Origin of the sequence: Parasphingomonas frigoris (assembly GCF_036663815.1) — a bacterium.
Classification (GTDB): domain Bacteria; phylum Pseudomonadota; class Alphaproteobacteria; order Sphingomonadales; family Sphingomonadaceae; genus Sphingomonas.
In genome coordinates this window covers 58,484-82,183 of the sequence record NZ_JAXOJQ010000008.1, presented here as the reverse complement: position 1 = coordinate 82,183, position 23,700 = coordinate 58,484, and the positions used below count along the sequence as shown (strand labels likewise).

At 66.4% G+C, this 23,700-nt stretch carries 24 protein-coding genes and 1 tRNA gene; 14 read left to right on the top strand and 11 right to left on the bottom strand.

Annotated elements, in window-relative coordinates; genetic code table 11:
- The first annotated feature begins 227 nt into the window (after nucleotides 1-227).
- Together U1872_RS19470 and U1872_RS19465 are read left to right on the top strand one after the other, a co-directional pair.
- Nucleotides 228-884 carry a class I SAM-dependent methyltransferase gene (locus tag U1872_RS19470; protein ID WP_332794580.1) on the top strand — a complete coding sequence of 219 codons (657 nt, stop codon included), beginning with the start codon at nucleotides 228-230 and terminating at the stop codon, nucleotides 882-884.
- 682 nt (nucleotides 885-1,566) lie between these two features.
- Nucleotides 1,567-2,700, top strand: coding sequence for a class I SAM-dependent methyltransferase (locus tag U1872_RS19465; RefSeq protein WP_332794579.1), 1,134 nt, complete (start codon nucleotides 1,567-1,569; stop codon nucleotides 2,698-2,700).
- A 252-nt stretch (nucleotides 2,701-2,952) separates the two neighbouring features.
- On the opposite strand, the gene kdsA is transcribed toward U1872_RS19465, so the two are convergent.
- Nucleotides 2,953-3,780: a 3-deoxy-8-phosphooctulonate synthase gene (kdsA, locus tag U1872_RS19460; protein WP_332794578.1), complete on the bottom strand. Its 828-nt coding sequence runs from the start codon at nucleotides 3,778-3,780 to the stop codon at nucleotides 2,953-2,955.
- A gap of 150 nt (nucleotides 3,781-3,930) precedes the next feature.
- On the opposite strand from kdsA, the gene U1872_RS19455 reads away from it, so the two are divergent.
- The 5 genes from U1872_RS19455 to U1872_RS19435 are packed head-to-tail and all read left to right on the top strand — an operon-like array spanning nucleotide 3,931 to nucleotide 9,304.
- On the top strand, nucleotides 3,931-4,926 hold the full coding sequence (locus U1872_RS19455) for a KpsF/GutQ family sugar-phosphate isomerase (protein ID WP_332794577.1): 996 nt from the start codon (nucleotides 3,931-3,933) through the stop codon (nucleotides 4,924-4,926).
- 25 nt (nucleotides 4,927-4,951) lie between these two features.
- Nucleotides 4,952-5,770 carry a 3-deoxy-manno-octulosonate cytidylyltransferase family protein gene (locus U1872_RS19450; protein WP_332794576.1) on the top strand — a complete coding sequence of 273 codons (819 nt, stop codon included), beginning with the start codon at nucleotides 4,952-4,954 and terminating at the stop codon, nucleotides 5,768-5,770.
- On the top strand, nucleotides 5,761-6,369 hold the full coding sequence (locus U1872_RS19445; RefSeq protein ID WP_332794575.1) for a histidine phosphatase family protein: 609 nt from the start codon (nucleotides 5,761-5,763) through the stop codon (nucleotides 6,367-6,369). Before U1872_RS19450 ends, U1872_RS19445 begins: the two co-directional genes overlap by 10 nt.
- Nucleotides 6,370-6,428: 59 nt before the next feature.
- Nucleotides 6,429-8,102, top strand: a complete 1,674-nt coding sequence (locus U1872_RS19440) for a capsular polysaccharide export protein, LipB/KpsS family (RefSeq protein WP_332794574.1) — start codon at nucleotides 6,429-6,431, stop codon at nucleotides 8,100-8,102.
- Nucleotides 8,099-9,304, top strand: a complete 1,206-nt coding sequence (locus U1872_RS19435) for a glycosyltransferase family 4 protein (RefSeq protein ID WP_332794573.1) — start codon at nucleotides 8,099-8,101, stop codon at nucleotides 9,302-9,304. The genes U1872_RS19440 and U1872_RS19435 overlap by 4 nt, the downstream gene beginning before the upstream one ends.
- A gap of 137 nt (nucleotides 9,305-9,441) precedes the next feature.
- Here the strand turns inward: U1872_RS19435 and U1872_RS19430 are convergent.
- Nucleotides 9,442-9,516 (bottom strand) — tRNA-Glu (locus U1872_RS19430).
- Between the two features lie 147 nt (nucleotides 9,517-9,663).
- On the opposite strand from U1872_RS19430, the gene U1872_RS19425 reads away from it, so the two are divergent.
- Nucleotides 9,664-9,810 carry a lmo0937 family membrane protein gene (locus tag U1872_RS19425; RefSeq protein WP_332794572.1) on the top strand — a complete coding sequence of 49 codons (147 nt, stop codon included), beginning with the start codon at nucleotides 9,664-9,666 and terminating at the stop codon, nucleotides 9,808-9,810.
- 21 nt (nucleotides 9,811-9,831) lie between these two features.
- On the opposite strand, the gene U1872_RS19420 is transcribed toward U1872_RS19425, so the two are convergent.
- The gene (locus U1872_RS19420; protein ID WP_332794617.1) at nucleotides 9,832-11,202 is read right to left on the bottom strand and encodes a class II 3-deoxy-7-phosphoheptulonate synthase; all 1,371 of its coding nucleotides are present in this window, start codon (nucleotides 11,200-11,202) and stop codon (nucleotides 9,832-9,834) included.
- A 378-nt stretch (nucleotides 11,203-11,580) separates the two neighbouring features.
- On the opposite strand from U1872_RS19420, the gene U1872_RS19415 reads away from it, so the two are divergent.
- Together U1872_RS19415 and U1872_RS19410 are read left to right on the top strand one after the other, a co-directional pair.
- Nucleotides 11,581-12,849 (top strand): hypothetical protein, encoded by a 1,269-nt coding sequence (locus tag U1872_RS19415; RefSeq protein ID WP_332794571.1) that lies wholly within the window; start codon nucleotides 11,581-11,583, stop codon nucleotides 12,847-12,849.
- Nucleotides 12,850-12,993: 144 nt separating this feature from the next.
- Nucleotides 12,994-13,299, top strand: a complete 306-nt coding sequence (locus U1872_RS19410) for a hypothetical protein (RefSeq protein WP_332794570.1) — start codon at nucleotides 12,994-12,996, stop codon at nucleotides 13,297-13,299.
- A gap of 42 nt (nucleotides 13,300-13,341) precedes the next feature.
- Here the strand turns inward: U1872_RS19410 and U1872_RS19405 are convergent, their stop codons facing one another.
- Both U1872_RS19405 and cysS read right to left on the bottom strand, forming a co-directional pair.
- On the bottom strand, nucleotides 13,342-14,277 hold the full coding sequence (locus U1872_RS19405; RefSeq protein ID WP_332794569.1) for a D-2-hydroxyacid dehydrogenase: 936 nt from the start codon (nucleotides 14,275-14,277) through the stop codon (nucleotides 13,342-13,344).
- A 162-nt stretch (nucleotides 14,278-14,439) separates the two neighbouring features.
- Nucleotides 14,440-15,867, bottom strand: coding sequence for a cysteine--tRNA ligase (cysS, locus tag U1872_RS19400; RefSeq protein ID WP_332794568.1), 1,428 nt, complete (start codon nucleotides 15,865-15,867; stop codon nucleotides 14,440-14,442).
- A 153-nt stretch (nucleotides 15,868-16,020) separates the two neighbouring features.
- Here cysS and rpsU point away from each other — a divergent pair, with 153 nt between their 5' ends.
- The 4 genes from rpsU (at nucleotide 16,021) to galU (ending at nucleotide 18,438) form a co-directional block, all read left to right on the top strand.
- Nucleotides 16,021-16,227, top strand: a complete 207-nt coding sequence (gene rpsU / locus U1872_RS19395) for a 30S ribosomal protein S21 (protein ID WP_010162663.1) — start codon at nucleotides 16,021-16,023, stop codon at nucleotides 16,225-16,227.
- Between the two features lie 78 nt (nucleotides 16,228-16,305).
- Complete coding sequence (locus U1872_RS19390; protein ID WP_332794567.1) at nucleotides 16,306-16,920, top strand: FKBP-type peptidyl-prolyl cis-trans isomerase; 615 nt, start codon at nucleotides 16,306-16,308, stop codon at nucleotides 16,918-16,920.
- Between the two features lie 31 nt (nucleotides 16,921-16,951).
- Nucleotides 16,952-17,470 (top strand): FKBP-type peptidyl-prolyl cis-trans isomerase, encoded by a 519-nt coding sequence (locus U1872_RS19385; protein ID WP_332794616.1) that lies wholly within the window; start codon nucleotides 16,952-16,954, stop codon nucleotides 17,468-17,470.
- A 98-nt stretch (nucleotides 17,471-17,568) separates the two neighbouring features.
- On the top strand, nucleotides 17,569-18,438 hold the full coding sequence (gene galU / locus U1872_RS19380; RefSeq protein WP_332794566.1) for a UTP--glucose-1-phosphate uridylyltransferase GalU: 870 nt from the start codon (nucleotides 17,569-17,571) through the stop codon (nucleotides 18,436-18,438).
- A gap of 87 nt (nucleotides 18,439-18,525) precedes the next feature.
- Here the strand turns inward: galU and U1872_RS19375 are convergent, their stop codons facing one another.
- The 6 genes from U1872_RS19375 to dut all read right to left on the bottom strand — a co-directional run bounded on the left by U1872_RS19375 (nucleotide 18,526) and on the right by dut (nucleotide 23,668).
- Nucleotides 18,526-19,536, bottom strand: a complete 1,011-nt coding sequence (locus U1872_RS19375) for an NAD-dependent epimerase/dehydratase family protein (protein ID WP_332794565.1) — start codon at nucleotides 19,534-19,536, stop codon at nucleotides 18,526-18,528.
- 20 nt (nucleotides 19,537-19,556) lie between these two features.
- Entirely contained in the window at nucleotides 19,557-20,855 is a 1,299-nt protein-coding gene (gene wecC, locus U1872_RS19370; protein ID WP_332794564.1) for a UDP-N-acetyl-D-mannosamine dehydrogenase, read from the bottom strand.
- A 75-nt stretch (nucleotides 20,856-20,930) separates the two neighbouring features.
- Nucleotides 20,931-22,064, bottom strand: coding sequence for a non-hydrolyzing UDP-N-acetylglucosamine 2-epimerase (gene wecB / locus U1872_RS19365; protein ID WP_332794563.1), 1,134 nt, complete (start codon nucleotides 22,062-22,064; stop codon nucleotides 20,931-20,933).
- Nucleotides 22,065-22,098: 34 nt separating this feature from the next.
- Nucleotides 22,099-22,848 carry a HesA/MoeB/ThiF family protein gene (locus U1872_RS19360; protein ID WP_332794562.1) on the bottom strand — a complete coding sequence of 250 codons (750 nt, stop codon included), beginning with the start codon at nucleotides 22,846-22,848 and terminating at the stop codon, nucleotides 22,099-22,101.
- Nucleotides 22,845-23,225, bottom strand: a complete 381-nt coding sequence (locus U1872_RS19355; RefSeq protein WP_332794561.1) for a hypothetical protein — start codon at nucleotides 23,223-23,225, stop codon at nucleotides 22,845-22,847. The genes U1872_RS19360 and U1872_RS19355 overlap by 4 nt, the downstream gene beginning before the upstream one ends.
- Entirely contained in the window at nucleotides 23,222-23,668 is a 447-nt protein-coding gene (gene dut / locus U1872_RS19350) for a dUTP diphosphatase (protein WP_332794560.1), read from the bottom strand. The genes U1872_RS19355 and dut overlap by 4 nt, the downstream gene beginning before the upstream one ends.
- Between the last annotated feature and the right edge of the window lie 32 nt (nucleotides 23,669-23,700).

Below are 23,700 nucleotides of genomic sequence, written 5' to 3'. Positions count from 1 at the left end.
CGAGGCGCGGGGTTCTGGCCGGGATTGCTTCAGGCTTCGTTGTTTCATGACGGTGCATCAGGCTCACGAGTGAAATGCGGAAAACCGTCGTATAAGATGTCCTTCGACTTCAAGTGTTTCGATCTAGAACGGATAATTCAATGAGTGTTCCCAGCGTAGGCAATTCGGCAGCGAGAAGTGCGTCCGATATCAATTGGTTCCATTCGTTCGAACTCCCGGACGGGAGCTTGATCGACGGGATCAAGCCGTTGGATATCCAGCGGGCGGAAGCTGACATCTATTTTTCCGGCGGCGTCGAGGGCAAGACAGTGCTCGATATCGGCGCGTGGGATGGCTTCTTTTCGTACGAAGCCGAGCGGCGCGGAGCCAAGCGCGTTCTCGCGACCGATCACTTCTGCTGGTCGGGCGTGGGCTGGGGCACGCGGGATGGCTTCGACTTTATGCACGACACCCTCAATTCTCGTGTCGATAGCCTCGATGTCGATCTGCCGGATTTGGATCCGACCGTGCTCGGTCAATTCGACGTCGTGCTTTTTCTTGGTGTCCTGTACCACGTCAAGGATCCGTACAGCAGCCTCGAAGCCGCGGCGCGGATGTCCTCCGACCATCTGGTGATCGAAACGGTGACGGCACTTGCACAAGAGCCGTTGCCGGCCATGCGCCTGTATCGGCCTGGCGAGTTGGGCGATGATCCGACGAACTTCTGGGCGCCGAATATTCCTGCCATCGAAGTCATGTTGAACAGCTTCGGATATTCGAAGGTCGAAGCGGTGCCGTCTCCGGTTTCACCTGAGCACCCGCTGCGGCGGGCCGGGGGATTGGGTTCGCTGAAGCGTGCCCGCCCGGGTGCGGCGCATAGAACAATCATCCACGCGCGGCGGTAGGGTCGGGGTATTTCGTCCTGAATGTCTCGGATCGGGGGCCGCAATCTTTCGCTCAGCCGCCCTCGTCCGCCATCCTTCCACTACGATCGGGAGCCGCCGAACTGGACTCGGTGCGTGGCGGCTCCCATCGCTCTGCTGTAGACTGGTCGTGCGCGGTCGCTCAGCGGTAGTGTTTCCTGTCGCGCCGTGTGCCAGTGCTGAAGGCGGCCGCTCAGGCTGACCTCGGCCGGACGGCCGGCGCGCTTGCCGCCGCCGAACTCGACCTCCTGTACCTCCTTACGGCGTAGCGTCTGCGACGCGCACCGGATCCTGCCTGCAATCGATCTAACCGTCGCCCTTCGCGATGGCTGATCCCGCCCATGATCGAGCGCCAGCGGTCCCACTCGCTCGTGGCGCCCGGGTGCAAACCTGCTCGCGGTCTCGCTCGTCATGTCTCCAGTTCTCGGGAAGTGGAGTCTTCGACAAACCCGGGCGGATCACTGCATCGCCAGCCGCCTGTAGTGCTTGCCGCCGTCCCTGCAGGCTATCTCCGCGGACAGTCGGAGCGGCGTTGCAGTAACGCACCAATTTTGATACCAAAAGCCCACTAGGGCCGTGTAATCAAAGGCGAAAGCCTGCCTAGTCGCGCTTTGAACATGATTGTCACTTCAATCTAACAGAATTGCGTCTAAGGAGCGTTTGCATGCAAGATGATAGCCTTGTCGCGCACTATGAAAACACCTTCGGGTCGCAGGAAGGCGAGTTATACGCACCGCTGGCGGGGTTTGACCTTGCTGCTCATAATCGTCGGATGGAAATCCTAGCCGGCATAGACCTTCCAGACCTGACCGAAGCAACTGTGATGGATTATGGCGTTGGCTCCTGGGGCTTCGCTTGTATTTTTGATAGACTGAAGCAATGCGCTCACCCAATTGGTGTTGATATATCGCGGTCCGCTATCGAGCGCAGCATAAAGGTAAGCCGTAACGATCCATTGTTGGCTGGTAAAACGGTTACATATTTGACTTCGCAAGGATATAATATCGACTTGCCGAATAATTCGTGTGACGTTATATTTTGCGGAGAATGTATAGAACACGTCGAGGATACCGACGGATTTCTATCTGAATTCCATCGAATATTGAAGCCTGGTGGAACCGCGATCTTCACCACGCCAAATGCCTCGCCCTATGTGTACCGTCAGCTTGGCCTTAAGTGGTGCGCCGGGTTTGAGCATGTCGCGCTAATGGATTATGACGAATTCGTGTTCTGGCTCGGAAAATATTTCGAAGTCGAAAGGGTTTTCGGATTTAACCAGACGATCTTGCCGGGAGTTGATACGGGCATTGCCGACGCCGTGAGACAGAAATGGGCGACGTCGGCGCTGGACGATCCTCGCAACGCGACGAGCCTGATTGCCAAGGTCCGCAAGCCCTTCAACGGGCGAGAATGGCCCAAACGCGAGATCGCCACCGTCGGCCTTGCCGATATGAAGGTTTTTGGTACGAGTGAAATCGTGCCACTCGTGAGTGGCATTGAAGGGTTGAAGATCGAGCCGGGGTCGAGCATCGAGATCCCTGTTCCTGCCGGATACACGCATTGCAACCTCATCATGTGGAGCCATGATTGGAGCGGGATTTGCGAAATTGTATCTGGAACAAGCACTGAGATCGTGGACTTGTACGGTCACGTGGGGGGATGTGCGCGAGTGCGGGTGTCCACGGAATCGGGCGGCAAGGTCGAGATCAGGCCAACGCTCCAAAAAAATCCGATGAGCTCCAGTACAGAGGCAATCGTCTACCGGGCGGTGTTCTCGCGCGCGAAATTGCGGCGTTAAGTCTGAAAAGCATCGGTGCGCTCGCCGTCCGCGAAATGGGGCAGGCGAAACAAGAAGCGTCCTCAGATCGCAGGATCGGGCCCGTCAGCGACGGTGCCCGTGCAGCGCAGTACTTGCCCTAGCGTCGGCAACGAGCGTTTGACCAGTCGTGGCTCGATCGGTCCCGCTTCGGTTTCGCGGGCGAATGCCCAAATCTGCTCAAGCGTTGACCCTCAAAAGCTGGTGTCGCGAGGCCGGCAGCACGATCTGATGCTACATCTTTACCACCGCATCGATTGCCAGCAGCCGCTCCAGCAGCGGCTCCAACTGGTCGAGTGGCCAGCTGTTCGGCCCGTCGGACAGCGCCTGGTCAGGATCGGGGTGCGTCTCGAGGAACAGCCCCGCCACGCCCGCCGCCACGGCCGCGCGTGCGAGGACCGGCACGAACTCGCGCTGGCCGCCCGAGCGGTCGCCCTGGCCGCCGGGGAGTTGCACCGAATGCGTCGCGTCGAACACCACCGGGCAGCCGGTCTGCTGCAGGATCGGCAGGCTGCGCATGTCGGAGACGAGGTTGTTGTAGCCAAAGCTCGCACCGCGTTCGCACACCATGATCGTATCGTCCGGCACACCCGCTTTGGCGGCGGCAGCGCGTGCCTTGGCGACGACGTGCGTCATGTCGCCCGGCGCCATGAATTGCGCCTTCTTGATGTTGACCGGCTTGCCGCAGGCGGCGACGGCCGCGATGAAATCGGTCTGCCGGGCGAGAAAGGCGGGGGTCTGCAGCACGTCGACGACCTCCGCCACCATCGTCACCTGGCTCTCGGTATGGACGTCGGTCAGCACCGGAAGGCCGGTCTCGGCACGCACCTTTTCAAGGATTCTCAGGCCCTCTTCCGCGCCCGGGCCGCGGAACGACGTGCCCGAGCTGCGGTTGGCCTTGTCGAACGAGCTCTTGTAGATCAGCAACACCCCGAGCCGGTCGGCAATCGCGCGCAGCCGCGTCGCGATCGCCAGCGCCTGGTGCTCGCTTTCGATCACGCAGGGGCCGGCGATGAAGAAAATCTGCTGGTCAGGACCGACCGTTTTTCCGCACAGCTGCATGAACGCGCTCTCTTCTGGTTAATGGCCCCCTATGGCTTTTTGCATGGGGGAAAGCGTATAAGCGACCTGCGCTCGCAAAGCGCTCGAAGTCAACGGGGTACCGATCATGGTATCCATCGCGGCCCGAGGGGCTCGGCCGAAGGAAACACTATGAAAGCGACCGCGCTCAGCAGCTCGCAACATCCCGGTCTCCTGTCCGCGCTGCGCACCACGCGAATCGAGATGGCGGCGCTGCAGGCGCTTGCGCAGGCGCTCACCGAGGTCCCTTTGCGCGACCGATTCCTCGAAGCGGTCGATACGATCGGCGCAAATTCAGGGCGACTCGTCGTAACCGGCATGGGCAAGAGCGGCATCGTCGCGCGCAAGATCGCGGCCACGATGCGCTCGACCGGCACGCCTTCGCTCTTCCTCCATCCGAGCGAGGCGAGCCACGGCGATCTCGGCATGATCGGCAGCGAGGACATCGTGTTCGCGCTGAGCTGGTCGGGGGAAACCACAGAGCTCGGCGACATCATCGCCTATTGCCGGCGGTTCGGCATCCGCCTGATCGTCGCGACATCGCGCCCGGAGAGCACGGCCGGGAAAGCGGCCGATATTTGCCTCACTCTGCCGCAAGTGCGCGAGGCCTGCCCCAACGAGCTCGCCCCGACGTCTTCGACGACGGTGCAGGCCGTGCTCGGCGATGCGCTGGCAGTCGCGCTGATCGAACGGCGCGGCTTTACGCGATCGGATTTCCTCGCCTTCCATCCCGGCGGCCGACTCGGCGCGCGTCTCGCCACCGCGACCCAGCTGATGGCGAAAGGCGACGATATTCCCGTCGTCAAAGTCGGCGCGAGCCTGATCGAGGCGACCATCGAGATGAGCCGCAAGCGGTGCGGCTGCACCGCGGTGGTCGACGAGGAGGGGCGTCTGCAAGGCGTGTTCACCGATGGCGATTTGCGGCGCGCGGTCAGCGGCGATCACATGCGCGCCGACATTCGCGATCACATGACGTCAAAGCCGATCACGATCAGCCCCGAAACCCTTGCGTCGGACGCGCTGCGCATCCTCAACGAGAAAGCCGTGTCTGTGCTGTTCGTGGTCAGCGGCGAAAAGCTCGTCGGGCTGATCCACCTGCACGACATCCTGCGGGCGGGCGTTGCCTGACGCACCGTCGCCGGACGTTGTCGAGATGACCGATCGGCCCGATCTCATCGTCATCCCGGCGCGCTTCGGGTCGACGCGATTGCCGGGCAAGCCGCTGATCCCGATTGCCGGAGAAACGCTGTTGTCGCGCGTCGTCGCTGTCGCGCGCGAAGGCGCCAAGCGCGCCGGAAACACCGATGTCGTGGTTGCGACCGACGATCCGCGAATCCTCGATCATGCGCGCGCGCTGGGCTGCGATGCGGTGCTGACCGAACCGACAATCACTTCGGGGTCGGGCCGTGCCTGGGCGGCGGCGCGTGACCGGGCGCCGGCGATCGTCGTCAACCTGCAGGGCGACGCGCCGTTCGTCGATCCCGCGATGATCGCCGCGCTGATCGACGCGCTGCGTGAATCGCGCAGCGCGGTGGCGACTCCGGTGGTGCAGCTCGACTGGGACGCGCTCGATGCGATGCGCGCGCACAAGGTGGGGTCGCCGTTCAGCGGGACGACCTGCGTGCGCGCGGCCGATGGGCGGGCGCTGTGGTTTTCCAAGACGGTGCTGCCGGCGATGCGCGACGAGGCGCGGTTGCGCGCGGCCGCGCCGCTCTCGCCGGTGTGTCGTCATATCGGCCTCTATGCCTATCGCTTCGACGCGCTGCGCACGTTCGAGGCGACCCCGCCGACGCCGTACGAACAGCTCGAAGGGCTCGAGCAATTGCGCTTCCTCGAATCGGGGGTCGAGATCCGGACGGTCGAGGTTGCGCCGCCGCGCCACGCCATGTCGGGGATCGATACGCCGGCGGATGTCGCGATGGCCGAGCAATTGATCGCGCGCTTCGGCGAACCACGGTTCGCATGGCGCTGAGCGTCACCATCGTCCGGCACGGCGACACGTTCGACGCCGGGGTCGCGCCGCGCCGGATCGGTGCGCGCACCGATCTGCCGCTGGTCGCGAGCGGGCGCGCGCAGGCGGCGTCGCTCGGCGCGGCGTTTGCGGGGCGCGGGCAGGGGTTCGATCGCGCGCTGACCGCGCCGCTCTCGCGCAGCCGCGAGACGCTCGCTCTCATCCTTGCCGCGCAGCCAGCTTCGCCGCCGATCGAGACCGCCGATTGGCTGAGTGAAATCGACCATGGTCCCGACGAGGATCAGGACGAAGCCACGGTGGTCGCGCGGATCGGCGAAGCGGCGATTGCGGCGTGGGATCATCATGCCACTGCACCCGACGGCTGGACGGTCGATGCCGCGCGGCGCTGCGCCAGCTGGCGGACGCTGTGGGAGACGGGGGCCGGCGATATCGTGCTCGTTACCAGCAATGGCGCGGCGCGGTTCGCCTTGCTGTCGGACCCGGCGCTGTACGCACAGGCTGCGGCTTTGCCGACGCTCAAGCTGCGGACAGGGGCTTATGGGACGATCGTGCGGGAGCAGGGTCGGCTGCGCCTGGTCGACTGGAACCGCCGGCCGTGATGTAGGACCCGTTGGAACGGGCGCTTGCATCGTAAGGGGGTTTGCTCGAAAGCCACGCCATGCGCCATTCTCTGCTTCGTTTTCCGGTATTTCCGGGCGCCGCGCCGCACGTCGCGTCCGCTTCGCCCGGTGCCGGCGGGCGCGCGAGCGGGGCGGGGACGATCGCCCCGGACGCGATCGAACCGCTGTTTGCCGCGATTCGCGCCGCGCGCGTGGGCGGGGCGTTCTGGGCGCCGCCGGGCGTGCTCGGCAGCGCCACCAGGATCGTTCGGGCACGGACGATCGACGATCTCGACGGCGCAGGTTCGGCGGGTGCCGACGACACGCTGTGGCTGCTGCCGGCGCGACTGGCGCGGCGCGGCGATGTGCGCCGACGGCTCGGCGCGGCGCGGATCGGAGCAGATGCGGTCGATCCGTGGTCGCTGCTCGATGGCCGTGCCGAGCTGGTCGCGCACGGGGATGACGAGTGGGTCGCGATCGCGGTGATCGCCGGTTGCCCGGTCCGGCTGCTGTCGGCCGGCCGCTTCGGCACACCGGGCGACGATCGCGCCGCGCTCGCAGCGCGCGTGGCGCGGGATCTGGAGGAGGCGTCCGACCCCGACCCGTTCACCGGGGAGGCGGTCGACCCTGCGGCGCTCGTCGCCTGGCTCGGCGACCTGCGGCGCAGCTTCGCGGCGAACCAGGGGATCGTCGCGGCCTGCGGCTTCAGCTGGTGGAAGCGCGCCGAGATCGCCCGCTTCCTTTCGACCCCGCGCCACGCGCTGCGCTTCTTCTGGTCCGAGCGCCGGGCGATTGCCTATGCCGCGCGGGTCGGCGGGGCCATCGCGGTGTGGCCCTCGCGCGTCTCGGCGGGGTTGGCGGCGGCTGCGGCGGCGCGCGGAGTCGCGCTGGTCCGTGTCGAGGACGGCTTCGTCCGCTCGGTCGGGCTCGGCAGCAATCTCGTGCCACCGTCGTCGATCACGATCGACCGGCTCGGCATCCATTACGACCCGACGCGCCCGAGCGACCTCGAGCGGCTGCTCGCCGAGGGCGTGTTCGCGGACGACCTGCTGGTCCGCGCCGAACGGCTGCGTGCGACGATCCTTTCGGCGGGTATCAGCAAATATGGCGGCGATGCCGTCCATGTCTTTCCCGAACGCGTCGCGGGCAAGCGGCTCGTGCTGGTCGCGGGGCAGGTCGAGGACGACCAGTCGGTGCTGCTCGGCGGCGGCGGGCTGACGAGCAATCTCGAAGTGCTGCGCCGCGCCCGGCTGCTCGAGCCCGACGCCGAAATCTGGTTCCGCCCGCATCCCGACGTCGATGCCGGGCATCGCCGCGGCGTGGTGCGCGATGCCGACGCGCTGCAGCATGCCGACCGGATCGTCCGCGGTGGCACGATGGCGCGCTTGCTCGATCTGGTCGATGCGGTCCATGTGCTGACCTCGCTCACCGGGTTCGAGGCGCTGCTGCGCGGGCGTGCGGTGACCTGCCACGGCGTGCCTTTCTATGCCGGGTGGGGGCTGACGCGCGACCTGATGGCGGTCCCCGAGCGCCGCCACCGGCGGCTGGCGCTGGCGGAACTGGTTGCCGCGGTATTGATTGTCTATCCACGCTATCTGGATCCGCTGACGGGGTTGCCGTGCCCGCCCGAGGTGCTGATCGCGCGCATGGCCGCCGGCAATGCTAGAAACCGGTTGGCCTGGGTGACGAAGTTGAAGCAGGTGCAGGGACGAATGACGATGGGTTGGTCATGACGGCGGGCGAGGTCATTCTCGACGTCTCCCGCCTGCTTTCGCGCGCGCGGCATCAGACTCCATCCGGCGTCGACCGGGTTGAAATGGCCTATGCGCGCGGCCTCGTCGCGCGGTTGGGCGAGCGGCTGGCATTTGCCGCGGTGCATCCCTTCGGCGGCTACGGGCGGCTGTCGTTCGCGCGCACGATGGCGTTTCTCGACGTGACCGAGGCACGTTGGGCGAGTGTCGACGGCAAGGGGGCGCCGCGCCCGCTGTCCGAAGTGGTGCCGACGCTGCTGCGGCTATTGCCGACGGCGCCGCGCCCCCGCGCCAACAGCATCTATGTGCAATCCTCGCCGCACCATCTGACGAAGCCTGCCTTGGTCGGGCGGATTCTCAAGCGCGAGCAAGCGCGCTTCCTGTGCTTCGTGCACGACCTGATCCCGATCGAATATCCCGAATATGCCCGCCCCGACGGCGCCCGACTGCACCAGCGGAGGGTGGAGACGATCACGCGCTTCGCCGACAGCGTGATCGTCAATTCGGTCTCGACCGCACAGTCGCTACGTCCGTGGCTGGTCGCCGCGGGGCGGTCGGTCGATGTTCGCGTCGCTTTGCTCGGCACCGAGGACATCGCGACGAGCCCCCCGGCGCATGCGCTACAGCCCACGACGGAGCGGCCCTATTTCCTGTGTCTCGGCACGATCGAGCCGCGTAAAAATCACCTGCTGCTGCTCAACCTGTGGCGCGCGATGGCGCATCGCATGGACCCGGCCGACATTCCCCGGTTGGTGATCGTCGGTCGGCGCGGCTGGGAGAATGAGCAGGTCGTCGACATGCTCGAGCGCTGCCCCGGGCTCGAGGGGCATGTCGAGGAACTCAACGGCTGCTCGGACGAGCGGATGCATGCGCTCCTGCGCGGCGCGCGGGCACTGCTGCTGCCGTCGTTCGCCGAAGGATATGGCATGCCCGTCGCCGAAGCGTTGTCGGTCGGGACGCCGGTCATCTGCAGCGATTTGCCGGCGTTGCACGAAGCCGGCGGTGCCGCGCCTGATTTCCTCGATCCCCTCGATGGCGTGGGGTGGGAGTCGTGCATCCTCGATCACGCCCGCGCGGGCTCGATGTACCAGGCGCAGCTCGAGCGGATGCGCGAATGGCATCCCCCGACGTGGCACGATCACATCACGATCCTGTGCGACGCGATCTCGGCGCTTCAGCGGTAAGAGTCGCGGGATTTTGTCCCCGGCGCTTACAGTGACGGGTGGCGGCTCAAGCGGGCAAAAACCGCTGCCACGAAGCATTTGCGCCAACATATTTCGAGAAGGACGTCAGGGCCGACATGGGTGGCCTCTAAAAACGCTGGTGACCCCTACGAGAATCGAACTCGTGCTTACGCCGTGAGAGGGCGTCGTCCTAACCGCTAGACGAAGGGGCCGCTTGCGCGAGGGAGGGCCTTACGCACCGGGCGGGCGGGCGTCAAGCCGATGTCGACGGCGAAGACACGGAACTTGCCACAGCAACGAACGTTTTCGTTTCAGTTGCGGTTCGAATTCTCCACCCGCAAGGAAAAAAGGGTTTCCCGATGCTTTGGACTATCGTCGTCGTCTTGCTCGTTCTCTGGGCACTCGGGTTTGCCATCCATATCGGTGGCGGGTTGATCCATCTGCTGCTCGTCATCGCGCTGATCGTCGTCGTCGTGCGCCTGCTGCAGGGCCGCAGCGCACTTTGACCCCGGGCGGCGCGGGGCGGCTCAGGCCGCCGCGCGCCGTCGTTCGGCCATTTCCTCGTTGAGCATTTCGGCCAGCAGGAAAGCGAGCTCGAGCGATTGACCCGCATTCAACCGTGGGTCGCAATGCGTATGATAGCGGTCCGCCAAGGACTGCTCGGTCACATCGACCAGTCCACCGGTGCATTCCGTTACATTCTGCCCCGTCATCTCGGCATGGATGCCGCCCGCGATCGAGCCCTCGGCGCGGTGCACCGCGAAGAAGCCGCGCACTTCGGCGAGGATCCGGTCGAACGGCCGCGTCTTGTAGCCGTTCGCCGCCTTTACGACGTTGCCGTGCATCGGGTCGCAGCTCCACACCACCGGATGCCCCTCGCGCAGCACAGCGCGCACCAGCTTGGGCAGGCCGGCCTCGATCTTGTCGTGACCGTAGCGCGTGATCAGCGTCATGCGGCCGGGGACGCGGTTGGGATTGAGCGTGTCGAGCAGCCGTAGCAGCGCGTCGGGCTCGAGGCTCGGGCCGCACTTCATCCCGATCGGGTTGCCGATGCCGCGCAGATATTCGACATGTGCCGAGCCCTCGAAACGCGTGCGGTCGCCGATCCACAGGAGGTGCGCCGACGTGTCGTACCAGTCGCCGGTCAGCGAATCCTGCCGCGTCAGCGCCTGCTCGTAGCGCAGGAGCAACGCCTCGTGGCTTGTATAGAATTGCGTTTGCGCGAGCTGCGGCACCGTCTCGGGGCTGATCCCGCACGCTTCCATGAAGTCGAGCGCTTCGCCGATCCGGTCGGCGACGTGGCTGTATTTCTCGGCCCACGGGCTGCGGCCCATATAATCGTGCGTCCAGCGATGAACCTGGTGGAGGTTCGCATAGCCGCCCGTCGCGAAGGCGCGCAGCAGGTTGAGCGTCGCCGCCGACTGCGAGTACGCGCGGATCATCCGCTGCGGGTCGTTCTGCCGGCCCTCGGGCGTGAAATCGATGTCGTTGACGATATCGCCGCGATAGGCGGGGAGCGTCACATCGCCGATCGTCTCGGTGTCGGCCGAGCGCGGCTTGGCGAATTGCCCCGCCATGCGGCCGAGCTTCACCGTCGGCAGCTTCGAGGCGAACGTCAGGACCACCGCCATCTGCAGGATGACGCGGAAGGTGTCGCGGATGTTGTTCGCGCTGTGCTCGGCGAACGATTCTGCGCAGTCGCCGCCTTGCAGCAGGAACGCCTTGCCCTCGGCAACACGGGCGAGATCGGCGGTGAGGTTGCGCGCTTCCCCAGCGAAGACGAGCGGCGGGAAGGAGGCGAGCTGGTCGGTCGCGGCGTCGAGCGCGGCGGCGTCGGGATAGGTCGGCATCTGTCGACCGTCGGCGCGCGTCCAGCTATCGGGGGCCCAGCTGCTCATGTCATTCTCCGTGCGAATCTGTACGTACCAATCGGCGTGGCTGGCGATGGCGTTGGCGGCGATCTGATTGACGACCGGGCCGCTGGCGCGCTTGCCATCCTCTTCCCAGCCCTGGACGGTCGAGCCCGGCGCGCCATACCACGCCCCAAACGCAGCGCGGGTAAGGCTGCGCTCTTCGCGGAAGCGTTTGATCTTGAGGCCGGCCATCGTCGTCATGCGATGAATGTTACCCAGTCGGGGTAAAGCAGGCAAGGGCGATTTTCCCTGACGGGGTAAATCGCCTCGCGCGAGAGGCACAGCAGGGCCGCAGCAAAACCCGCGCTGGATTTACGACCGCTTTGGGACTATTGTTTCGAGACCGTTTCGAAGGGGGTCGTTATGCGCCGTCTGATCGTAATCGCGTCCGCAGCTGCGGTGTTGACGGCAAGTTCCGTCCTGGCGCAACGCAAGCCCTCCCCGAAAAGCCCCAGACCCGCAGCGAGCCAGACCGTCACCGGGCCCAAGGCGCGCTATGCGATGGATGTCGGGACGACAACGGGCATCGGCGGGATGAGCGGCATGGCCGGCGGCGGCGGCCGGCCGAACCTCGGCGAGATGATGGCGGGAATGAGCGGGCGCCGCGGCGGCGACCAGCATGAACTTCGTCTGCGCCTTGGATCGACCATTGCCGCGACGGGCGTGGCGCAGGGCGATCATTATTTCCTCCCGCAAGCGGCGATGGGCGCGTCGGTCCCGCTGCTCGCGCCGCAGCGGACCGGCGGGCGTGAGGATGTGCCCGATAACTTCCAGCGACCCAAGGGACGGTTGCTGATCTTCTGGGGATGCGGCGCGCATGCGCGGCCGGGCCAGCCGGTCGTGATCGATTTCGCGAAGCTCGCGGCGGGACAGATGCCGCCCGATCTGTTCAGCGCGCGCGTTCCGGTCGATCGCGGGCCGACGCTCGCCAACAGCCGCAGCTATGCCGAATGGCCCAACCCGCGGTCGGGCCGCCAGCCGCAGGGCGGGTCACTGCTCGGCGATCACCGGATCCAATCGACCTTCGCGCCGTCGATCGCGTTCAACCTGCAGCAGGATTATCTGCAGGGGCTCCACGTCCGCACCGGGGGCGGCCCCGATGGCGCGGTCCAGCTGTCGTGGAACGGAGTGCCGATGGCGACGGGCTATTACGCGTGGATGATGGGGGCAAAGGATGCCGGGCGGCGCGGCAACACTGATACCGGCGACATCGTCTGGTGGTCGTCCTCGACCAGCCGCGAATTCGGCGGTGCGCTGTGGGACTGGATCAGCCCGGCCAAGGCGCAGCGGCTCGTGTCGGACGGTACGTTGCTCGCGCCGACGCAGACCAATTGCGCGGTGCCCGCCGAAGTGAAGCAGGCGGCGGGCGAGATGATGTTCGGCACGCTGATCGGCTATGGGCCCGAATCGACCTTCGTCTATCCCGAACGGCCCGCGACCGGACCGTGGAACCAGGAATGGAGCGCGCGCGTGCGCTTCCGCACCTCGGCCACCTTCTTCCCCGGCATGCCCGAGATGGACGACGAATCGGGCGGTGAGCGGTCGGCCGGCGACCGATCGAGCAGCGGCCGCCCGAAGAAACGCTGCCGGCCGAGCTTGCTTGGCGCGGTCACCGGGCTTGGCGGATGTTGAGACACGTCCCATCAGTAATGGCGGAGCGTTCGGCGTTTGGATGACTGGCCGGGTGAACCTTGGCTGCATCATGTGTTCAGCGAGGGCGCATCGCGTGATTGCTAGACGATGGCGATCGGCCTCTTGCCGACGAGGAGTTCGCGCATGTTTCGTAAATTGATTCTTCCGGCGTCGCTCGGCCTGACGGCCCTGCTGGCGATCATCCCCGGCGCGGCCTCGGCACAGCGCTATGGCGGCTGGAACGGCCACGCCCAGTATCAGGACGGCTTTCGCGACCGCGGCGATCGTCGCTACGGCGACTATGGCTACCAGCGCGGAGGCTATGCCCGCCAGCGCTGGATCCAGCAGCGTCGCTGGCAGGAGCAGGCCCGCCGCCGCCACTGGCAGCGTGAGCGCTTCGAGCATGGTGGCTGGGGCCGCGGTCGCGATTGGCGCAACGACGGCTATTGATCGGCGGGACGGCGCCCGAATGGATCGGGCGCCGTCACGGCCTCAATAGCCGGCGTCGAGATCGACTACATTCTCCATCGGCGTACCCGCCAGGAACGCGTCGAGATTGCGCAGGAAGAGCGCAGCGGCCCGCTGGAACATCTTGGTCTGGCTGCGGCCCGACAGATGCATCGAATGGATCGTGTTGGGCGCCGACCATAAAGGATGATCGGCGGGCAACGGCTCGGGCGTGACGGTGTCGAGATAGGCGCCGGCGATCGTTTTTGCGGTGAGCGCGGCGATCAGTGCCGCCTGGTCGACCATCTCGCCGCGCGCGATGTTGATCAGCCAGGCGCTGGGCTTCATCGCGGCGAGCTCGTCTGTACCGATCATCGCCTTGGTCGTGTCGGTCGAGGGGGCGGCGAGGATCACCCAGTCGTACTCGCCGAGCCGGGCTTTCCACGCGTCGGGGGTAAGCGTGCCGTCGCGCCCCGAACGGGTGACGCCGGTGACCTCGACGCCGAACGCCCTGAGGCGCTCGGCGACCAGCGTGCCGATGGCGCCATAGCCGACGATCAGCGCACGGCTTTCGAACAGTTCGATCCGGCCCGGTGCCGAATCGGGCCATTCGCGGTCGTCTGCCATCCGCACGACGCGGTCGAAGCGCTTCGCCGCGGCAAGCATCCCGAGCACGGTATATTCGGCGACCGCGATCGCGTTGATCCCGGTGCCGTTGGTGACGATCGTCCCGCGCCGCGCCAGTTCGGGCAAGTCGAGCGAATCGAGCCCGGCGATCGCGGTGAACAGCCATTTGAGCGACGTACCCGCGGCGACGGCTTCCTCGGTAAGCCCGTGCGGATAGAGATCGACCCAGCCGATATCGGCATCGGCCATCGCCGCGGTCGCCTCTTCGCGCGTCATGACCCAATTGATGTCGAGCCCGGCGGGGAGCTTGGGCTCGAGCAGCGCGCGGGCGAGGGCGGGGAGGACGACTTTCATGGCGAGGCTCCTGTTGCGAATTCCGTCACGGTTCGACCGAACCTCTCATCCCCGTTTGGGCTGAGCCTGTCGAAGCCCTGTCCTTACTGGCCACGGTTGCAAGAAAGGCAGTGCTTCGACAAGCTCAGCACGAACGGGATCGGGAGAGCGCGTCCCGATCCTCTATAGCGCCAGCTTCCAGTCCCAGCCGAGCGGATCGCCGTCCATCACTTCGACCCCGGCCGCGGCTAACGCATCGCGAATCGCATCCGATGCCGCGAAATCCTTCGCCGCACGCGCATCCTTGCGTGCCGCGAGTTGCGCATCGATCGCGGATTCGTCGAGCGTCGCATCGACCGGGCGCAACCGCAGCGCCGCACGCTTGAGCGGAACGAGCTCAAGCCCGAGTACCGCATCGAAATCCTCGAGCGCGCGCAGCCGCGTCGCGGGCGACAGGCGCTTGTCGGCGAGCATTTCGTCGAGCGCGATCAGGGCGCGCGGCGTGTTGAGATCGTCGCTCACCGCGGCGTCGAGCTGCGCGAGATACGGCTCGGGATTGCCCTTGAGAACGTAATCGTCGCGGGCACGCAAGGCGTCGCGCGCGATCACCAGCCGCTTGAGTCGCGTGAAGGCGGCGGCGAGATTCTCCCAGGTGAACTCGAGCTCGCTGCGATACTGCGCCTGCAGGCACATCAGGCGATAGGCGAGCGGGTGGACGCCGGCGTCGACCAGCGTCTGCAGCCGCAGGAAGTCGCCCGTCGACTTCGACATCTTCGCGCCACGGTCCACCAGGAAATTGTTGTGCATCCAGATCCGCGCACCACTGTCGTCGCAGCCGCAGAACGACTGGTTCTGCGCGATCTCGTTGGGATGGTGGATCTCGCGGTGGTCGATCCCGCCGGTGTGGATGTCGAAGGGATGGCCAAGATGCTGGCGGCTCATCACCGAGCATTCGAGATGCCAGCCCGGCGCGCCCGGCCCCCACGGCGACTCCCATTCCATCTGGCGCTGCTCGCCCGGCGGCGAGCGCCGCCAGATCGCGAAGTCCTGCGGATGGCGCTTGCCCGAGACAGGGTCGATCCGGCTTTCGCCCTCATCCGACACCGCACGCGCGAGGCTGCCGTAATTCGGCACGCGCGTCGTGTCGAAGTACAGCCCGCCGTCGATCAGGTAGCAGTCCTTCTCGATTGCCTGAGCAAAGGCGATCATCTGCGGGATGTGCTCGGTCGCGACGGTCCATTCGGCGGGCGGATCGATGTTGAGTCGTGCGACGTCGTCCTTGAACGCCTGCGTGTAGTGCGCCGCGATCTCCCAGATCGACTTGGCCTCAGCCGCGGCGGCCTTCTCCATCTTGTCGTCGCCGGCATCGGCATCCGAGGTCAGATGGCCGACGTCGGTGATGTTGATGACGTGCTTGGTCGGATAGCCCTTCCAGCGCAGCACGCGCCCGAGCGTGTCGGCGAACAGGAAGGCGCGCATGTTGCCGATATGCTGGTAATTATAGACCGTCGGCCCGCAAGTGTAGACCCGCACCTGCGCCGGATCGATCGGGACGAACGGCGTCAGGCTGCGCGTGAGGCTGTTATAGAGCGTAAGCGGGGTTGCATTCATACCGCTCGCTTACAGACCGGGCGAGCCCAAAGTCACGTAAAAGGTGACGGATCGCTTGAAACTTGGACCCCTCCCGTGTAGGGCGCCCACCTTGCGACGCGGGCCGTAGGTTTGCGGCGGCGCTTTTCTATCGATTCGGAGCTGTTCGGTTTTATGCAAATCATCGTACGCGACAACAATGTCGACCAGGCGCTGCGCGCGCTCAAGAAGAAGCTGCAGCGCGAGGGCGTCTATCGCGAGATGAAACTGCGCCGGCATTACGAAAAGCCGAGCGAGAAGCGTGCGCGCGAGCGTGCCGCTGCCGTGCGTCGTGCACGCAAGCTCGAGCGCAAGCGCATGGAGCGTGACGGCGCACGGTAAGACCGTGTCGGGGCTGGCTCGTATGCCTGCCTGTGCCTGTTATTTCTAATACTTCCTGACCCCCGCCCGGGAGCCACCATGTCGATCACCGCAGTCCCGCTGAAGCCCGTGAAGCGGGGCATTCTGGTGTATGTGTGGATCGGCGTCGCCGTCGCAGTGTTGGCGGCGATCGTGCTGGCGTTCCAGACACCGGTCGACCCCGCAGCGCGCTTCCTGGCGCGCAACGCGCGCGCGGCCGGGATCGTGACGACGCCGTCGGGTCTGCAATATCAGGTGCTCAAGCCCGGCACCGGCGCAGCACCGACCGACGACGACGTCGCGTTGGTCAATTATGAGGGCCGGTTGCTCGACGGCACCGTCTTCGACAAGTCGCAGCAACCCACGCCGATGCCGATCGCGGGCGTCGTGCCGGGGTTTAGCGAAGCGCTCAAGCTGATGCCCAAGGGTGCCAAGTATCGGATCTGGCTGAAGCCCGCTCTGGCGTATGGCGACAAGTCGCCTCCTGGCATCCCGGCTAATTCGACGCTCGTGTTCGATGTCGAGATGCTCGAATTCATCCCGATGGCGACCTACCGCCAGATCCAGCAGCAACAGCAGATGATGATGCAGCAGGGTGGCGGTGCCGGCGGCATGCCGCCGGGCGCGGCGCCCGGTGCCGCCCCGGGTGCCGACGGTCCGCCGACCGGTCGCTGAGATGCGCGTGCTGGGGGCCGTTCCATCCTGTATGCTCGCGGTGTGCGCGACGCTTCTGCTGACCGCCGCCCCGGCGCAGGCCGTCCAGCGCAAGCCCGCGCACCGACCAGCCGCCAAGGCTGCGGTGCAACCGGCCGGTACCGATGCCTATCTTGCCGCAAACGCGCGCCAGCGCGGCGTCGTCCAGACCGCTTCGGGTCTGCAATATCGCGTTCTCGCCGCCGGCGCCGGCACTGCCAAGCCGGGTAACGACGATGTCGCGTTGGTCAATTATGTGGGCAAGCTGACCAACGGCACGACGTTCGACCAGAGCGCACAGCCGACGCCCATGCCGGTCGCAGGCGTCGTGCCCGGTTTCAGCGAGGCGCTGAAGGCGATGCCCAAGGGCGCCAAGTATCGCGTCTGGATCAAGCCGAGTCTGGGCTATGGCGATGTTGCCTCGGGTCCAATCCCGGCCGGCTCGGTCCTGGTGTTCGACATCGAATTGCTCGATTTCATCTCGGCCGCGCAGTTCCAGCAGCTGCAGCAGCAGGCGCGCCCGGCCAATTGAATCTCGTTTGCAGGGTGCGTTGCAACCTCTGCTATCTTCCTTCGTCTTCCTGCAAATAGTCGCCTCGTCGTCAAAACCACCGAGATTGAAGGACAGTCATGCCGATCAAGCCTCTTCGCAAAGCCGTCTTTCCCGTTGGTGGCCTTGGAACGCGCTTCTTGCCGGCGACCAAGGCGATGCCGAAGGAAATGCTGCCGATCGTCGATCGGCCGTTGATCCAATATGCCGTCGACGAAGCGATCGAGGCGGGGATCGAGCAGATGATCTTCGTCACCGGGCGCGGCAAGTCGGCAATCGAGGACCATTTCGACATCGCCTATGAGCTCGAGGCAACGATGACCGGGCGCGGCAAATCGCTTTCTGTCCTCGACCAGACGCGTCTCGCGCCAGGCGCGGTGGCTTATGTTCGCCAGCAGGAGCCGATCGGATTGGGCCACGCCGTCTGGTGTGCGCGCGACATCGTTGGCGACGAGCCCTTTGCGGTCTTGCTCGCGGACGACTTCATGCTCGGCACACCGGGCTGCCTCAAGCAGATGGTTGACGCCTACATGCAGGTTGGCGGCAACATGATCTGCGCGCAGGAAGTCCCCGAGGACCAGACGCACATGTACGGCGTGATCACGCCGGGCGCGCGCAACGGCCCGCTGACCGAGGTCAAAGGGCTGGTCGAGAAGCCCGCCAAGGGAACCGCACCGTCGAACCTGTCGGTGATCGGGCGCTACATCCTCCAGCCCGAGGTGATGCGCGTGCTCGAGACTCAGGGCAAGGGCGCGGGCGGCGAGATCCAGTTGACCGACGCGATGGCGCGGATGATCGGCGACCAGCCGTTCCACGGGCTGACCTTCGACGGCACGCGCTACGATTGCGGCGACAAGGCCGGTTACGTCACCGCCAACCTTGCCGTCGCGATCGGGCGCGAGGACATCGGGGCGACGGTGCGGGCGTTTACGGTCGACCTGCTGCGCTGAGGCGGCGGGGTGGGCGCTTCGCGATCCGGTTCGGTATCGTAGAAGCGCCTTCCGGCGCATTGCTGGCCAGTAACGATCAGGCGCTGTTCAAAGCGCGATGTAGTCCCGATACCAGTCGACAAAGCGCGGGACTCCCACGTCGATGCTCGTCGTCGGTGCATAGCCGAGGTCGCGCTGGATCGCGCTGATGTCGGCGAAGGTGTCGGGCATGTCGCCGGGCTGCATCGGCTGGTTGACGCGGATCGCTGGCGTGCCGCACGCCGCTTCGATCAGCGTGATCAGCCGGTCGAGCTGCTCGGAGCGGTGGTTGCCGATATTGTAGACCCGGTGCGGCGCGTTGCTGCCGCCAGCCTTGCGGCTGCCATCGTCCGCCGGCGGATGATCGAGGCACGCGACGACCCCCGCGACGATGTCGTCGATGTAGGTGAAGTCGCGGCGCATGTCGCCGTGGTTGAAGACCTGGATCGGACGGCCCTCGAGGATCGCGCTGGTGAACAGCCACATCGCCATGTCGGGCCGCCCCCACGGGCCGTAGACCGTGAAGAAGCGCAAGCCGGTTTGCGGCAGGCGATAGAGATGCGCGTAGGTCTCGCTCATCAGCTCGTCGGCGCGCTTGGTCGCGGCGTAGAGCGAGAGCGGGCGATCGGCGCGGTCGTCGACCTTGAATGGCACCGTCGCATCGCCGCCATAGACTGACGAGGAGGAGGCATAGACGAGATTGTCGACGCGGCGCTGCCGGCCGAGCTCGAGCAGGTTGAGATGCCCGGCGATGTTCGAATGGATGTAGGCGCGCGGATTGTCGATCGAGTAGCGCACCCCGGCCTGTGCGCCGAGATGGACGATCCGGCCGATCTCGGTCGTGCCGAGCGCGGCATCGAGCGCTGCATGATCCGCGAAGTCGACGCGGTGCATCGTGAAGCGCCCGTCGGCCTCGGCCATGATCGCGGCGAGGCGGGCTTCCTTGAGCGCGACCGGATAATAATCGTTGAACGAATCGACCCCGATCACCGTCTCGCCGCGCGCGAGCAGCGTTCGCGCGACATGCATGCCGATGAAACCGGCGGCGCCGGTGACGAGGATGGGGCCGGCGGTCGTCATGCTGCGCTGTCTATCGGCGCTCAGCTCGCCAAGCGCAACGGCGCGGTGCGCGGGACGGCGCGCGGCTGATCGGGCCAGATCCCGCGCGTGTCGTAGACGATCTTGTCGGCGCGCTCGTCGACCGGCACCGATTTGAACATGTCATGGTCGACCAGCACGATCATGATGCCGCACGTCTCGATCGCGGTGTCGATGTCGGTCAGCGTCGCGCCGGTGCCGTCGAACGCCGATGGCAGCGTCGCGGTATAGGGTTCGACCACGCGCAGCCGGTCGCCGAAGCGCGCCGCCAGCGCGAGCGCGACCTTGAGCGCGGGCGATTCGCGGAAATCGTCGATGTTCGCCTTGAAGGCGAGGCCGAGGCACGCGACCAGCTGGCCCGGATTAGCCGCGACGATCGCCTCGGCGCGGTCGACGACATAGTCGATCTTGGCGTCGTTCACTTCGCGCGCGGTGCGGATCAAGGGCGTGTTGGCGGGGTCGGCATGGACCAGGAACCACGGGTCGACCGCGATGCAATGCCCGCCGACGCCGGGGCCGGGCGAGAGGATGTTGACGCGCGGATGGCGGTTAGCGAGGCGGATCACCTCCCACACGTCGACGTCCATCGTGTCGGCGACGCGGCTGAGCTCGTTGGCAAAGGCGATGTTGACGTCGCGAAACGCATTTTCGGTCAGCTTGGTCATCTCGGCCGCGCGCGCGGTGGTGGTGACGCACGCGCCGCGCACGAAGCGGCGGTAGAATTGCAGCGCCTTGCGCGCACAGCGCGGCGTGATCCCGCCGATCACGCGATCATTGTCGATCAGCTCGACCAGGATCCGGCCCGGCAACACGCGCTCGGGGCAGTAGGCGATCGCGATGTCGGGGCTCTCGCCGCTGGTGCCGGGCACCTTGAGGTCGGGCCGCAGCTGCGCGAGCAGGTCGCGCACCTTCTCGGTCGTGCCGACCGGCGAGGTCGATTCGAGGATGACGACGTCGCCGGCCTTGATCACCGTCGCGATGGTCGTGGCGGCGCGCAGCACATAGCCGATGTTGGGCGCGTGATCGGCGTCGAACGGCGTCGGCACGGCGATGACGAACACTTCGGCCGGCTCGATCTGGGTCGAAGCGCGCAAATTGCCGCGCGCGACGACGCCCGAGACGAGACCGTCGAGATCGACTTCCTCGATGTGCACCTTGCCCGAATTGACCGTCTCGACGACATGTTCGGACACGTCGAGGCCGAGCACCGAGGCGCCGGTCCGCGCGATCACCGCTGCAGTCGGCAGGCCGATATAGCCCAGGCCGACGACGACGACCTTGAGTTCCGTGTCTGATATCATCGTGTCGGTCCCGTTTGCTTGCGGGGTTGGTGTGCCGGGCGAGGATGAAGATTTCGCAAAAGGGCTCATGCCACCCTAGCGGCGGATTGCCCATTCGCCGATGATCGTCGCGATCCGCGCGCTGGCATGGCCGTCGCCGAACGGATTGTGCGCGCGCGCCATCGCGGCATAAGCGGCGGGGTCGTCGAGCAGCGCAGCGACCTCGGCGACGATGCGGTCGGGATCGGTGCCGACGAGCTTGGCGGTGCCGGCCTCGACGCCCTCGGGCCGCTCGGTCGTCTCGCGCATCACCAGCACCGGCTTGGCGAGCGCGGGCGCTTCCTCCTGCACACCGCCCGAATCGGTCAGCGCGAGGTGGCACAGGTCGAGTGCGCGGATGAAGTGCGGGTAATCGAGCGGGTCGATCCGCGCGACGTTGGGCCGCTCGCCGAGCACGCGCTCCATCGCCGCGACGACATTGGGGTTGGGGTGCATCGGGAACAGGATCGCGACGTCGTCGCGCTCGGCGATGCGGGCGAGCGCGTGGGCGATATTATCCATCCCGCCTCCGAAATTCTCGCGGCGATGCGTGGTGACGAGGATGATGCGCTTGCCCGCGAAGCGCGCGGCGATGGCGTCGAGCCCACTGGCGAGCGTCGGATCAGCAGCGAGCCGTGCGCGTGTTGCGTGCAGCGCATCGATCACGGTGTTGCCGGTGACGTGGATCGTCTCGGGCGCGATATTCTCGCGGCGCAGCGCGCTCGCGGCCGTCTCGGTCGGCGCGAAATGCTGGTCGGCGATCGGCGCGACGATCCGGCGGTTCACCTCCTCGGGCCAGGGATGGTAGATGTCGCCCGAGCGCAGCCCGGCCTCGACATGGCTGACGGGAACCTTGCGATAATAGGCCGCGAGCGCGCCGACCATCGCGGTCGCGGTGTCGCCCTGGACGATCACGCGATCGGGCTTTTCGGCATCCATCACGTCGCCGAGCCCGACCAGCAGGCGCGCGGTCAGGCGGTCGAGCGACTGGCCGGGTTCCATCAGGTCGAGATCGATGTCGGGCGTCACCCCGGCGATCGCGAGCACCTGGTCGAGCAGACCGCGATGTTGCGCGGTGACGCAGGTGCGGACGGTGATCCCGGCAGTCTGCTGGAGCGCGGCGATGACCGGAAAGAGTTTGATCGCTTCGGGGCGGGTGCCGAAGATCAAGAGGACGCGGGCTGGTGTCATGCAGCGGTCGTAGCGCGGTTGCGTTGCGAGCGCGTTAACCGCACCCGGCGCAGCCCGGATCTTTCGGCAGCGCGATCGTGCGGAAGCGGAAGGCGAGCGCGTCGACCAGCAGCAGCTTGCCCGCGCTGTCATCGCCGAAGCCGACGATCGCGCGCATCGTCTCAAGCGCGGCGAGGCTCCCCATCACCCCGGTCATCGCGCCGAGCACGCCCTGGTCGGCGCAGCTGTCGCCGGCCTGGTCGACCGCGCCGCCGACGAAGCAGCGGTAGCAGGGCTTGTCGGCTTCCCATCCGCGGAAGGTGGCGAGCTGCCCCTCGAACTGCCCGACCGCCGAGGAGACGAGCGGGATGCGCAACGCGTGCGCGGCATCGGCCACCGCGAGCCGCGTCGCGAAACTGTCGGTCCCGTCGAGCACCACATCGACTCCGCCGAGGAGCGATGCGGCGGTGGCGGGGGTCAGCCGGGTGGCGTGCAGCGCGAGCGTGACGTGTGGGGTCAGCCGCGCAACCGCGCGCGCCGCTGCGGCGACCTTCGACGTGCCGAGATCGGCGTCGCCGAACAGCGTCTGTCTCTGGAGATTGGAGAGGTCGACGCGATCGTCGTCGATCAGCACCAGCCGGCCGACACCGGCGGCGGCGAGATATTGGATCGCGGGGCTGCCGATCCCGCCCGCGCCGACGATCGCGACGCTGGCGCCGCGCAGCCGCGCCTGGCCGGCGCCGCCGACCTCGCGCAGCACGATGTGACGGGCGTAGCGCTCGAGTTCGGCGTCGGACAGCGTCATCCGCGCCAATCGAAGACGATCGTCGCGCGATACCAGGTGTCGCCGGTGGTCGTGCGGACCGCGAGATTGCTGCGCGCAAAGCCAGCGACGAGCCCGGCGGCATATTGCTCGACGGTCGGGCAGGCGATCGCGTGCGGCACCGTGCGGCGCACCACGCCGTCGCTCGCGACCAGCGCCGCGACGTCGACCCGGACGACATAATGGCCGTCGGCGGGCTTGGCGACCGCACAGCGGTTGGCGGTGACCTCGTCGGCGACGAAAGTGGTGAGTTGCTGCGTCAACCGTGGCGGGGTGACATAGGGCAAGGGCGCAAGCGTCGCCCAATCGACCGGGACCGCCGGAAGCTCGGCAGCCTGGAGCAGAAGAAAAGCAATCATCGTCCCGTCGACCCGAAACCCCCGGTTCCGCGGATGGTATCGTCGAGGCTGGCGACCTCGTCCAGCAGCGCGCGTTGAACCGGGGCCGGAACGAGTTGGGCGATCCGGTCGCCGCGCGCGATCTCGAAGGGCGCGTCGCCGAGGTTGGCGAGGATCACCTTCACCTCGCCGCGATAGTCGCTGTCGATCGTACCGGGGGTGTTGAGGCAGGTCACGCCATGTTTCAGCGCGAGCCCAGAGCGCGGGCGCACCTGCACCTCATAGCCTGCCGGGATGGCGATCGCGAAACCCGTCGCGACCGCGGCACGCGCGCCGGGGGCGAGCGTGAGGGCTTCGGCGGCGACGACATCCATCCCCGCGGCGCCGTCTGTCGCGTAAGCCGGCAGGGGCAGCGCTTCGCCATGCGGAAGGCGCTTGAGGGCGATCGTGATCGGTTTGGTCATGGGCGGCTCATAGCAAGACGGGCGCCGCCTGT

Excerpts from the sequence above, each read along its gene's own strand:
- dut (WP_332794560.1), bottom strand. The coding sequence starts at position 23,668 with ATGACCAAACCGATCACGATCGCCCTCAAGCGCCTTCCGCATGGCGAA.
- U1872_RS19375 (WP_332794565.1), bottom strand. The coding sequence starts at position 19,536 with ATGACGACCGCCGGCCCCATCCTCGTCACCGGCGCCGCCGGTTTCATC.
- U1872_RS19445 (WP_332794575.1), top strand. The coding sequence starts at position 5,761 with ATGGCGCTGAGCGTCACCATCGTCCGGCACGGCGACACGTTCGACGCC.
- U1872_RS19405 (WP_332794569.1), bottom strand. The coding sequence starts at position 14,277 with ATGAAAGTCGTCCTCCCCGCCCTCGCCCGCGCGCTGCTCGAGCCCAAG.
- U1872_RS19360 (WP_332794562.1), bottom strand. The coding sequence starts at position 22,848 with ATGACGCTGTCCGACGCCGAACTCGAGCGCTACGCCCGTCACATCGTG.
- kdsA (WP_332794578.1), bottom strand. The coding sequence starts at position 3,780 with ATGCAGCTGTGCGGAAAAACGGTCGGTCCTGACCAGCAGATTTTCTTC.
- cysS (WP_332794568.1), bottom strand. The coding sequence starts at position 15,867 with ATGAATGCAACCCCGCTTACGCTCTATAACAGCCTCACGCGCAGCCTG.
- galU (WP_332794566.1), top strand. The coding sequence starts at position 17,569 with ATGCCGATCAAGCCTCTTCGCAAAGCCGTCTTTCCCGTTGGTGGCCTT.
- wecB (WP_332794563.1), bottom strand. The coding sequence starts at position 22,064 with ATGACACCAGCCCGCGTCCTCTTGATCTTCGGCACCCGCCCCGAAGCG.
- U1872_RS19355 (WP_332794561.1), bottom strand. The coding sequence starts at position 23,225 with ATGATTGCTTTTCTTCTGCTCCAGGCTGCCGAGCTTCCGGCGGTCCCG.
- U1872_RS19455 (WP_332794577.1), top strand. The coding sequence starts at position 3,931 with ATGAAAGCGACCGCGCTCAGCAGCTCGCAACATCCCGGTCTCCTGTCC.
- U1872_RS19415 (WP_332794571.1), top strand. The coding sequence starts at position 11,581 with ATGCGCCGTCTGATCGTAATCGCGTCCGCAGCTGCGGTGTTGACGGCA.
- U1872_RS19390 (WP_332794567.1), top strand. The coding sequence starts at position 16,306 with ATGTCGATCACCGCAGTCCCGCTGAAGCCCGTGAAGCGGGGCATTCTG.
- U1872_RS19440 (WP_332794574.1), top strand. The coding sequence starts at position 6,429 with ATGCGCCATTCTCTGCTTCGTTTTCCGGTATTTCCGGGCGCCGCGCCG.
- U1872_RS19425 (WP_332794572.1), top strand. The coding sequence starts at position 9,664 with ATGCTTTGGACTATCGTCGTCGTCTTGCTCGTTCTCTGGGCACTCGGG.
- rpsU (WP_010162663.1), top strand. The coding sequence starts at position 16,021 with ATGCAAATCATCGTACGCGACAACAATGTCGACCAGGCGCTGCGCGCG.
- U1872_RS19420 (WP_332794617.1), bottom strand. The coding sequence starts at position 11,202 with ATGAGCAGCTGGGCCCCCGATAGCTGGACGCGCGCCGACGGTCGACAG.
- U1872_RS19435 (WP_332794573.1), top strand. The coding sequence starts at position 8,099 with ATGACGGCGGGCGAGGTCATTCTCGACGTCTCCCGCCTGCTTTCGCGC.
- U1872_RS19385 (WP_332794616.1), top strand. The coding sequence starts at position 16,952 with ATGCTCGCGGTGTGCGCGACGCTTCTGCTGACCGCCGCCCCGGCGCAG.
- wecC (WP_332794564.1), bottom strand. The coding sequence starts at position 20,855 with ATGATATCAGACACGGAACTCAAGGTCGTCGTCGTCGGCCTGGGCTAT.
- U1872_RS19410 (WP_332794570.1), top strand. The coding sequence starts at position 12,994 with ATGTTTCGTAAATTGATTCTTCCGGCGTCGCTCGGCCTGACGGCCCTG.
- U1872_RS19465 (WP_332794579.1), top strand. The coding sequence starts at position 1,567 with ATGCAAGATGATAGCCTTGTCGCGCACTATGAAAACACCTTCGGGTCG.
- U1872_RS19450 (WP_332794576.1), top strand. The coding sequence starts at position 4,952 with ATGACCGATCGGCCCGATCTCATCGTCATCCCGGCGCGCTTCGGGTCG.